Source organism: uncultured Oscillibacter sp. (genome assembly GCF_910587525.1).
Lineage (GTDB): Bacteria > Bacillota > Clostridia > Oscillospirales > Oscillospiraceae > Oscillibacter.
In genome coordinates, this window is record NZ_CAJULS010000082.1 from 1 (window position 1) to 10,927 (window position 10,927).

Genomic DNA, 10,927 nt, shown 5'->3' on the forward strand with positions numbered 1-10,927 from the left:
TTGGGGGCCGCTTAAAATTTTTTATATTTTTTCGCATTTACTCTTGACATTTGCCACCACACAGTCCTGAGCATCCTCCGCCTGCAGAGACACCCCCCTGTCAATCTCATCAATGGCCCCCAGGATTCTGTCGCTGGATTCCATCAGCTGCTGGGTGCTGCTTCCCACCTGTCCGGAGGTCTGCTGCACCGTCCACACCACGCTCTGCACTTCCTGAATCAGGGCTTTCATGCTGGTAATCATATGAGACAGGCTTCGGGCGATCTGACCGAACTCGTCTTTTCTCTTAAGAGTCACCTGCGCCGTAAAATCTCCCCTGGATACCTTGTCCAGGGGCCTGGTGATCTCTGTCACGCCTCTGCTTAGCGTTCCGGACAGGAAGATGCACATCGCAACGGCAATCACCAGCGCTACCAACACCATGAGATATGTAATGGTCTGTATGCTGCCCGTATTCCCCAGGAACTGGCTGGTAGGCACCAGCGTGATCAGCATGGCTCCGGTGGAACCGATGCGGGAGTAAGCAAACACATAGGGCCTGCCCTGAAAGCGGATTTCCCTGTAGCCATCGGCCGCCTCTGCCTCAATCGCCTGCCGGTAAGCCTCCATCTGGCTGAATGACGGCGCTTCCTCCTGCGTCCCGCCGCCGCAGTATACCGTCTCATTTCCGTCCGGAGCCACAAACGCGGCATAACTGCCCTCACCGTTGTCCAGTTCTGCCAGGGCATTGTAGACGGTGCTCTTGTCAATGTCCACAACCAGGATCATATTGGTTTTCATGTTCACCTTGCGCCACATGCTGATGGCATAATCGGAACTGTTGAACTTGTCATCCTCCTGATACACGGCCTGCTCCAGAAAAGGATGCCTGCCCAGATACCCCCACTTGTCCGAGGATGCGTCGATCTGCTGCCCCTCCGCAGAGGCGATAAATTCCTCATAGGTTCCCATGCCCAGCGTCACGGGCGTAGTGGTCAGCCCCGTGGCCACATCGCTGATCAGATACACATGATATACAAAATCGGATATGCTTTTCAAGCTCAAAATTTTGGAACTCACCTCACCCTTGGCAGTGGTCTGCTCCTTGGTCAGGGCAGAGACATCCAGCTTGGGATTGAGATAATAGGCGGCGCACTCCTCCATGGAGATAATCTCCAGCATCTGGTTGTCTACCTGCTGCAGCCCCAACTCCAGATAGCTCCCCTTGGCGGAGACCGTATCTGTCATGGAGGCTTTCACCTCCTGGCTTACCACACTCTTGGCCACCGAATAGGAGACTGTTCCCACCAGGAAAATCATGATGATCAGGATCACAAAAGCCCCTATCATCTTTACCATCAGGCTGTTAGGAGAAATTCTGCGTCCGGCGGTTCTGCCTGTCCCCGCCCCCTTTTCCCCTGGGGCTGAAATTTCTCCTGCAGACTTGGACGCCTTCGGTACCTTGGACGCTCTCGGCGGCTTGGGCGCTCCTGCTGCTTCAGGCGCTTTCGGTGCTCCAGGCAGCTTGGTTTTTTTCGGCGCCTTTCCCTGCTGCTTGTCAATAGGCTTCTCTTTTGCTTTTCCCATAATGATTCCCCCGTTGCTTTGGTCAAATGGCTGCGTTTTGCGCAATTTGCACTCTGGTAAACTTCCGATAAGCCGACACCGATTCCGCCCTGCCGCTTTCCCGTCGGGCCGCGTTGCGATCAGGAAACGTTTCTACTGCAAAGTCTCCTTTTCCCGCTCTGCCCGTGAAAAATCCTCCTGCAGAATTTTACAGGGTATAAAGATGTGAGCATACTGGATTGGTAAATATTAAGTTCAGTTTACCATCCCGTCAAAAGTATGTCAATGAAAAAGGCTGTTTTTTTCTCAAATTTAATTTATTTTTTGTTACATTTTACTCTTGCTTTTACTCATCTATTTACCCAATAATTTACTCTCATTTTTAACTAACTGACCATATTGAAAAGGAGCCTTCACACAGCGCCTTTTTTGCTTGTATTTGCCTGATATACATAGTATTATAACTTCTATAAAGAGTCGGAAACGTTTTTACCGTCGATTCCGGAAGGGCCTCTCACCGGAATCATCTGAACTGTACATCCAAAAAATATGCCAAACGAAAACAGGAGGAATCATCATGAGCAATCAAACTGCCTGGCTGGACAAAGCCGTATTCTACGAGATCTACCCCCAATCCTTTTGTGATACTAATGCCGACGGCATCGGGGACATTCCCGGTATTATCGGGAAGCTGGACTATATCAGGGACCTGGGCTGCACCGCCCTCTGGCTTAACCCCTGTTTCCTTTCCCCCTTCGGAGACGCGGGCTACGATGTGGAGGACTATTACACGGTGGCTCCCAGGTACGGCACCAACGAGGACCTGGCCAATCTGTTCCGGGAAGCCCATAAACGGGACATGCATGTGCTGCTGGACCTGGTTCCGGGTCATACGGCAGTGACCCATCCCTGGTTCCGGGAATCCATGAAAGCAGAAAAGAATGCGTATTCGGACCGCTATATCTGGACGGACAGTATCTGGGAGGAGCCCCAGGGCATGGGCTGCATCCGGGGAATATCCTCCCGGGACGGTTCCTGCGCCGTGAACTTCTTCTCCCATCAGCCCTCTCTCAACTACGGTTTCTACAGGCCCGACCCGGACTGCAAATGGCAGCAGCCCATGGACGGCGAGGGACCCATGGCCACCCGGGAAACACTGAAAGACATTATGAGTTTCTGGCTGAAAATGGGCTGTGACGGCTTCCGGGTGGATATGGCAGGCTCCCTGGTAAAGCAGGATGAAGAATGTAAGGGAACCATCGCCCTGTGGCAGGATATCCGTCAGTTCCTGGACAGGGAATTCCCCGGAGCCGTCATGGTCTCCGAGTGGGGAGAACCCGACAAATCCCTGGTAGCCGGTTTCCACATGGATTTCCTGCTGCATTTCGGCCCCTCTCACTACAACGATCTGTTCCGCTGCGACGAACCCTATTTTTCCAGAAGGGGCAGGGGCAGCGCCAGGGAATTTGTGGCCGCTTACCGGGAAAATTATGCGAAAGTGGGCGGAAAAGGACTCATCTGTATCCCCTCCGGGAACCATGATATGGACAGACTGGCCCGCCGCCTGGATCAGGAAGAGATGAAGATTGCCTTCGCCTTTCTGCTCTCCATGCCCGGCGCGCCCTTTATCTACTATGGAGATGAAATCGGGATGCGCTATGTGGAGAACCTGGTCTCCGTGGAAGGCGGATATGGCAGGACCGGCTCCCGCAGCCCCATGCAGTGGAACAAAGGAGTGAACGCCGGTTTTTCCGCCGCCGCCAAAGAGAAACTTTATATTCCCCAGGATGAGAGCGGGGATCGCCCCGACGCGGAGAGCCAGTCCGCAGATCCCTGTTCCCTGCGAAGCGAAATCAAGCGGCTTATGGCGCTGCGTCAGAAGCATCCCGCGCTGCAGAACAAAGGGGATATCACTTTCGTCTCCGACGGATATCCCCTGGTCTATAAACGGTCTTACGGCGGTCAGAGCATCACAGTAGTGATTCACCCCGCCGATGAAAAAGCGGCCGTACCCGACGTGGGCGGCTCCATCCTGTACAAGCTGGGCGCAGCCCTGCGTCTGGAAGGAGGCACGCTCCATATGGACGGCCCCGCCGCTGTCTTTATTGAGAAATAAAAACGGCCCCTCACTTCATCTCGTTGGCCATCTGATACAGATGGCAGTAAATTCCGTCCAACTCCATCAGCTGCTCATGGCTGCCCTCCTCGGTGATCCCCTCCTCGGTGAGCACCAGGATGCGGTCACTGTTGCGTATGGTGGAGAGGCGGTGGGCCACCGTCAGCGTGGTGCGTCCCTCGGACAGCGCCGCCAGAGACTTGGCCACCTCGTACTCGCTCTCGTTATCCAGCGCCGATGTGGCCTCGTCCAGAATAATGATGGGCGCGTCTTTCAGAAACATGCGGGCGATGCTGATCCGCTGTTTCTGTCCGCCGGAGAGTTTCACCCCCCGCTCACCGATATAAGTGTCGTAGCCGTCCTTGAGGCCCATGATAAATTCATGGGCTCCGGCTCTGCGGGCAGCCTCCTCCACTTCCTGCCGGGAAGCCTCCATCCGTCCGTACACAATGTTCTCATAGACCGTGCCGGAAAACAGATATACTTCCTGCTGTACCACCCCGATACTGCGGCGCAGGCTCTTCAGCGTCAGCCCTTTGATATTTTTCCCGTCCAGATAAATCTCGCCTCCGGTCACATCATAGAACCGGGGAATCAGATTGCACAGCGTGGTCTTGCCGCCTCCGGAGGGACCCACCAGGGCCACCTTCTCCCCGGGCCTGATACGCAGGTTCAGATTGCGGAATACCTGATTGTGGTCATCGGGATACTCAAAACTTACATTCTCAAACACAATGTCGCCCTGGGGGGCCTTCAAGTCCACGGCTCCCGGCTCATCAAAGATATCAATATCCGCGTCCATGATCTCCAGAAAGCGCTCAATCCCCGTCATGCCCCGCTGGAACTGCTCGGCAAATTCAATAATCCGTCGCACCGTGGCAATGAAGGTGGACACATACATCACATAGGCCACCAGATCGCTGGGCCGGATGGTTCCCCGAATCACGAAAAGCCCGCCTGCCACGATGGTCACCAGATACATCAGACCGTCAAAAAGCCTGGTGGAACACTGAAAAAGTCCCATGTAGCGGTAACTGCGCTTTTTGATCTGATAAAATTTCCGGTTGTCCTGCTCAAACTTTTCGTTCTCCACATGTTCGTTGGCGAAGGCCTTCACCACCTTCTGCCCCAGCAGACTGTCCTCGATCCGGGCGTTCAGTTCTCCCACCTGCTGCCGCTGCTGGCGGAACAACGCCCGCAGCCGGAAATTGATCCTGCTGCACACCACCACCATCACCGGAATGACGCAAAAGATAAACAGCGTCAGAGGTACATTGATGGTACACAGAATGATAAAGGAGGCTGCCCCCTTGATCCCGGCGATAAAGAATTCCTCCGGGCAGTGATGGGCAAACTCCGTCACATCAAACAAATCGTTGGTGATGCGCCCCATGATCTGCCCCACCTTGGTGTTGTTATAATAGGTGTTGGACAGCTTCTGCAAATGCCCGTAGGCGTCCCGGCGCATATCCGTCTCTATATCCACCCCCATCACATGACCGGTATAGGCCATATAATAGTAAGCCGCCGCGTCAATCAGCCGCAGTGTCAGGTACAAAAGCCCCAGTCCTCCCACGGTGCGCACCGTCAGCATCGCCAGGTCCTCCATGGCCTGGTTGGTGATATGCCGGATAATCAGCGGCAGCACGATCTCGCAGATGGTGGTCAGGGCCGCGCAGAACAGGTCCAGACAGAGCACTTTCACATGGGGTTTATAGTAGGGCATAAACCGTTTAATCAGTACCGATGATTTATATTTTCTTTTCTCCATTTTCATCCTCTCCCTAAGTGCAGGCTTTCTCCCCGGGTTGTTTTCAGGCCGCCGCCTGCGCCTCCTGCTTCAGCAGCACCGCCAGTTTCTTCTGCATGAATGAGATCACCGGCCCCAGGAAAAACGCCACTCCCAGCGTCACGATACCCACATCCCCTCCCAGTGCGAATCCCGCCGCCATAAAAGAGATATCCCAGATCATGCGGATGGCCTTGAAGGGAATCTTTTTGCATTTATGGGAGATGATAAAAGGCATGGCGTCATAGGGGGAAGAACCCAGTCCCGCCGTCATATAAGTGGAGGCTCCCAGGACGAATACGATCAGCACCGGAACCAGCAGCCCCCAGCGCACCGGCTGGGAAGCGAAAAAGCCCTGGGGCAGCACACTGTCCCAAATCCATCCGAAGAAATCCGATATGTACCCCAGAAACACCATATTGCCGATGGTGCCGAATCCGATATAACTCATGTCAAACCGCAGCACAAAGACAAATGTCACCAGATGGCACAGCAGCTGGGCCGTGCCAAAGCTGATGGGCAGGTAGTTGATCACCCCCTGGGTCAGGCAGGAACAGGGATCCGTACCCAGCGCCAGCCGGATCAGCAGGGACAGACCAAAACCCTGTACTGTCACCCCGGTTATCATCATCGCCAGCCGCGTCCAGAATTTCGGCGGCCTGGCAAAACAGGTCATTTTCATAATAGTCCTCCTTGTACTTCTCTCTCCGGGCCTTTGCAGTCTGCGCCCGCTTTCATTATACCCCGGGCTATTCCGTTTCACAATACGTATTTTAACAGAAGTCTGCCGAAAAGAAATGTCCTGCTAAAGGATTTTGTGCAGAAAGAATACTTGAAACGCCCATACACTTGTGATAAAATCCCTTATACCAAAGTTCCCGCTGTTCCCAGGACTGTATCCCGGGAAAACGGTTCCTGATAAGAAATTCACCATATGAAATATGTAAAAAAGGATAACCGATATGACACCACTATCATCAAAAAGACTGTTTCTATTTGATATTGACGGAACCATCGCAGTAGGGGATACACTGTATCCGGGCACGCGCGATCTGCTGGACTATATTCGGTCCGTGGGCGGCGCCGCCTACTATATCACCAACAACTCCACCCGGAGCAATGGGGATTATGTAAAAAAATTTCGGGAAGTTTTTGACTTGGAGACCAACGAGAGCCAGTTTGTCACATCCGGGTATATGACCCTGCGCCATCTGCAGGAGCATCATTCCGGGGATAAAATCTATGTGCTTGGCACAGCCTCCTATATCGCCGAGCTGCGTAAAAACGGACTGCATGTGACCGAAGAAGCACAGGAGGATGCCGCCTGCGCCGTGGTGGCATATGACAGCGAGCTTACCTACGAAAAACTGGTCAAAGCCTGCCGGCTGCTGTCCCTCACGGACATCCCTTTTTATGGCACCAACCCGGACCTGTGCTGCCCCATAGACTTCGGCTTTATCCCGGACTGCGGTTCCATCTGTCAGATGATCACCGCCTCCACCGGCAAAGCCCCCCGCTACCTGGGCAAACCCAATCCCCAGGTGGTGGCCCTTTGTCAGGCAGACAGCGGATATACGGCAGAACAGACCCTGGTGGTGGGAGACCGGCTCTACACGGATATCGCCTGCGGACTGAACGCAGGGGTGGACACCTGTGTCCTTTACACAGGAGAGGCCACCCCCGAAGAGGTGGCCCGCACCCAATATAAACCTGCTTACGCCTTTGCTGATGTACAGAAGCTGCTGGAAGCCTGCCGTGGATGAAAAAATATGCTGTCCGGGGGTAAGATCCCCGGTTTAGTCTGTTAATATCCCAGCCTCTGCAGCACGTCCTGGGCCTTTTCATTGCCCTGCTCCGCCGCCTTGGTAAACCACTCCACAGCCTCGGGCACATCCTGAGATACCCCCAGCCCCTTGAGATACATGACTCCCATCATATACTGGGCGCTGGAATTGCCCTGGGCCGCCGCCTTGCCATACCACTTCACGGCCTGTTTGTAATTCATTTCCACACCCCGTCCGTTTTTGTAGCAGACTCCAAGATTAAACTGGGCGTCCGTATGCCCCTGGGCGGCGGCTTTTTTGTACCATGTCACAGCCTTTTCTTCGTCCTGTTCCACACCTTCCCCTTTTTCCAGACAATAGCCCAGGCTGAACTGCGCATTGACATTGCCCTGTTTCGCGGCTTTTCTATACCATTTTACTCCCTGGGCGTCGTCTGCCTCCACGCCGATGCCGTTCCGATAGCAGACTCCCAGGCAGTACTGCGCGGAAGCGTCTCCCTGTTTGGCGGCTTCCGTATACCACCTGACCGCTTCTGTATCGTCCTCTTCCACACCCCGCCCGCTGTAATAGCATTCCGCCAGAATGAACTGGGCATCCACATCCCCCTGCAGGGCCGCCTCGGTATACCACCGAACCGCCTCGGCAAGATCCTGTTTCACCCCTTTTCCCTTATCATAGCAATACCCCAGACCAAACTGAGCGCCGGCATGACCCTGCTGAGCCGCTTTGCCGTACCACTGCACTACCTGGGCATCGTCCTGCTCCACCCCCTGGCCATGCTCATAACAGACGGCCAGGGCAAACTGAGCCAGGGCATGACCCTGCTCCGCCGCCAGAGCATACCACCGGGCCGCTTTTTCCTCATCCTCTTCCACGCCGCTGCCATTTTCATAATAATATCCCAGGTTGTGCTGGGCAGGGGCATACCCCTGCTCCGCCGCTTTCTCACACCACAGGGCTGCTTTCTCCTCATCCAGTTCCACCCCATTGCCCTGATCATACAGCACGGACAGATTGTATTGGGCCTTGGCGTCTCCCTGCTCCGCCGCCAAGGCATACCACTGGGCCGCTTTGCCATAGTCCTGCTCCACACCTGTTCCCTGTTCACAGTTGACCCCCATATTGTACTGGGCAACAGCCAATCCCTCCAGAGCCGCCTTCTCACACAGCCGGGCTGACAGAACGCTGTCCCGAGCCACTCCCTCTCCCTTGTCGTACAGATCGGACAGGGCAAGCAGGGCATCCGCATCCCCCTGGCCGGCCGCTTTCTCAAACCACTGCAGGGCTTTGGCATAATCCTGTTTCACTCCCTGGCCGTCCTTATAGATCATACCCAGACTATACTGGGCGTCCAGATCTCCAAGCAGGGCTGCTTTTTCATACCACTCGAAAGATTTCTTATAGTCCTGCTCCACTCCCGTCCCGTGGCTGTAGCAATAACCCATATGATACATGGCTCCCCTATTGCACATCTCAGCGGACTCTTTATATAATTCTACCGCTATGGCATAGTCCTGCTCCACGCCGTTCCCATAGTAATAGCAGGTTCCCAGATTAGATATGGCATAGGGAGAGTTTTTCTCCGCAGCCTCCTCAAAATATTTCACCGCCCGGTGGTAGTCCTGCGTAACTCCCTGACCATTATAATAACAGCCTCCCAGCGCGCACAGCGCGTCCTCGTCTCCCTGGGCGGCAGATCTTTCATACCATTCTATGGCCTTGCCGTAATCCCGTTCCACTCCCACACCGTTGGCATAGCACTGGCCCAGGCAGTACTGGGCGCATTCATGGCCCTGCCGGGCCGCAGCCTCATACCATTTCACCGCCTCTGCCGTATCTATGGGAACGCCCTTACCATGTTCATAGCAGATCGCCAGGTTCTGCTGGGCATCCGCATCGCCCCCCTCCGCGCCTTTTATGTACCAGTACACGGCTTTCTCCCAATTCTGTTCCACCCCCTGGCCCTCGTCGTAGCAATATCCCAGGCTGCGCTGTGCAGCTGCGTTCCCCTGGGCCGCCGACTTTTCAAACCATGCCACTGCGGTGGTAAAATCCTTGGGGGCATAGACACCCCACTTGTAGCAGTTCCCCATCATATCCTGTGCCAGCGCATAACCCGACTCTGCGGAGATCCGGCATTTCTCCACGTCAAACCCATGGTCCTCCCACGTCAGATCATACTTGATGACATCGTTTTCCCCAGCCATTTCCATACTCCTCCTTCTCAAGCTCAGATCCTGTATATCCCTGCTTCCATCCCGTTCATTTATAGTTTCCGTCCGGGTTTTAACGCCCTGCCGCCTGGTAAAACCGACACTGCAGATACCGGCAGGCTGTCCGGGCTGCAGGCATGATTTCATTATACCCAATCCGCCTGTCTATGGCAAGTCATGTCTGTGCCATGCCCTGGTGGCCCTTGCGCTGCTTTAACCAATGCCATATGCTGTTGCCTTTCCCCGATACCGTATGCTACTATCTTTCTCCGATGCCGCATACTACTGCCTTTCCCCGATGCCACATGTTGTCTCTCTGTCAGTTTTCCGCTTTTACAGAACCCCTTCCAGCACCCGCAGAACATTGGCGTAAAATATCTTGTCAAGCTGCCTCTCGGTAAATCCGCTTTGCTTCAGCGCCTCCCAAAGTTTTCCCATGGACTGTGCGCCGGGCAGAGCCTGGTTGGTGTCGATGCCGTCAAAATCAGAGCCCAGCCCCAGGCAGTCTTCCCCGCCCACCCGGAGGATATGCCGGGCATGGGCCGTCACATCCTCCAGTCTGCCGGGATTTTTCTCCCCCTCCGGCACAGTGCGCAGGAAATCCGCGCAGAAATTCAGTCCCATAACGCCGCCCCGCTCCGCCAGGGTGCGGATCATTTCGTCTGTCAGGTTCCGCACGCAGGGACACACCGCCCGGGCGTTGGAATGACTGGCCACAAAGGGCCTGCCACAAACCTCCGCCACATCCCAGAATCCCTTGTCCGAAAGATGGGAGACATCCACCAGCATACCCAGTTCCCCCATTCTGGCCACAAAGTCCCTGCCCCTGTCTGTCAGACCATGCAAGGTATCCGGCAAGAACAGGGATGGATACCCCTGCCGGATATCCAGGGCATTGATATTGGGATGGCCCAGTTCATTGGGAAAGTTCCAGGTCAGGGTCAGCATCCTCACCCCCATGTCATACAACTCCTCCAGGCGATCCAAACTGCCGCCGCAGACCCCGCCTTCCTCCACGGTGAGCAATGCCCCCACCTTCCCCGTCCGGCGGCATTGTTCCAGGTCTTTGGCGCTTTCCACCGATTGCAGCAGCTTCCCGCAGCATTCCAATTCCTGCCGGTAAACCCGATGCAGCTCCCGCACCTCCTCCCAGGCCAGATCTGGTCGGGACACGGACGGCTGTTCTCCCTGCTCCCGAAGAGCCCCGCAGCCCCGAAGGCTCACAAACAGGGCAAAGCACTGGAGCAGATAGCCGCTGTCTTTAAGCCGCCGGGCATCTATGTGCAGAGTATTTTCCTCCAGACGGCAGGCTTCGCCCTCCAGAGCCCGCCGATGACGGATCTCACTGATGGTGTCACAGTGCATGTCAGTAATCATTTTGCTCCTCCTATTTTAGTTCCGCATATTCCCTTCTACCACACGGTACCCATGATCCGTATGCAGCCGCTTCGTCGTCTGCATACGGATCAGTGTGCTATCC

7 protein-coding genes are annotated in these 10,927 nt (G+C 55.0%); 2 read left to right on the forward strand and 5 right to left on the reverse strand.

Translation table 11 applies throughout. The features are described from left to right. Nucleotides 1–21: 21 nt before the first annotated feature. Nucleotides 22–1,314 carry a HAMP domain-containing protein gene (locus tag QZ326_RS08460; RefSeq protein WP_295743895.1) on the reverse strand — a complete coding sequence of 431 codons (1,293 nt, stop codon included), beginning with the start codon at nucleotides 1,312–1,314 and terminating at the stop codon, nucleotides 22–24. 808 nt (nucleotides 1,315–2,122) lie between these two features. Between QZ326_RS08460 and QZ326_RS08465 the strand changes: the two genes are divergently transcribed. Beyond that, entirely contained in the window at nucleotides 2,123–3,661 is a 1,539-nt protein-coding gene (locus QZ326_RS08465) for an alpha-amylase family glycosyl hydrolase (RefSeq protein ID WP_295743898.1), read from the forward strand. A gap of 10 nt (nucleotides 3,662–3,671) precedes the next feature. On the opposite strand, the gene QZ326_RS08470 is transcribed toward QZ326_RS08465, so the two are convergent. Together QZ326_RS08470 and QZ326_RS08475 are read right to left on the reverse strand one after the other, a co-directional pair. Further along, on the reverse strand, nucleotides 3,672–5,438 hold the full coding sequence (locus QZ326_RS08470; RefSeq protein WP_295743901.1) for an ABC transporter ATP-binding protein: 1,767 nt from the start codon (nucleotides 5,436–5,438) through the stop codon (nucleotides 3,672–3,674). Between the two features lie 37 nt (nucleotides 5,439–5,475). Continuing rightward, entirely contained in the window at nucleotides 5,476–6,132 is a 657-nt protein-coding gene (locus QZ326_RS08475) for a YitT family protein (protein WP_295743904.1), read from the reverse strand. Between the two features lie 280 nt (nucleotides 6,133–6,412). On the opposite strand from QZ326_RS08475, the gene QZ326_RS08480 reads away from it, so the two are divergent. Further along, the gene (locus tag QZ326_RS08480) at nucleotides 6,413–7,213 is read left to right on the forward strand and encodes an HAD-IIA family hydrolase (protein ID WP_172523415.1); all 801 of its coding nucleotides are present in this window, start codon (nucleotides 6,413–6,415) and stop codon (nucleotides 7,211–7,213) included. A gap of 41 nt (nucleotides 7,214–7,254) precedes the next feature. Here QZ326_RS08480 and QZ326_RS08485 read toward each other — a convergent pair whose 3' ends face one another. After that, nucleotides 7,255–9,441 carry a tetratricopeptide repeat protein gene (locus tag QZ326_RS08485; RefSeq protein WP_295743910.1) on the reverse strand — a complete coding sequence of 729 codons (2,187 nt, stop codon included), beginning with the start codon at nucleotides 9,439–9,441 and terminating at the stop codon, nucleotides 7,255–7,257. Nucleotides 9,442–9,780: 339 nt separating this feature from the next. After that, nucleotides 9,781–10,824 (reverse strand): dipeptidase, encoded by a 1,044-nt coding sequence (locus QZ326_RS08490; RefSeq protein ID WP_172523417.1) that lies wholly within the window; start codon nucleotides 10,822–10,824, stop codon nucleotides 9,781–9,783. Nucleotides 10,825–10,927 lie beyond the last annotated feature (103 nt).

Bases quoted from the DNA above. Each gene is read 5' to 3' on its own strand.
- QZ326_RS08470 (WP_295743901.1), bottom strand. From the start codon at position 5,438: ATGAAAATGGAGAAAAGAAAATATAAATCATCGGTACTGATTAAACGG.
- QZ326_RS08475 (WP_295743904.1), bottom strand. From the start codon at position 6,132: ATGAAAATGACCTGTTTTGCCAGGCCGCCGAAATTCTGGACGCGGCTG.
- QZ326_RS08480 (WP_172523415.1), top strand. From the start codon at position 6,413: ATGACACCACTATCATCAAAAAGACTGTTTCTATTTGATATTGACGGA.
- QZ326_RS08490 (WP_172523417.1), bottom strand. From the start codon at position 10,824: ATGATTACTGACATGCACTGTGACACCATCAGTGAGATCCGTCATCGG.
- QZ326_RS08485 (WP_295743910.1), bottom strand. From the start codon at position 9,441: ATGGCTGGGGAAAACGATGTCATCAAGTATGATCTGACGTGGGAGGAC.
- QZ326_RS08465 (WP_295743898.1), top strand. From the start codon at position 2,123: ATGAGCAATCAAACTGCCTGGCTGGACAAAGCCGTATTCTACGAGATC.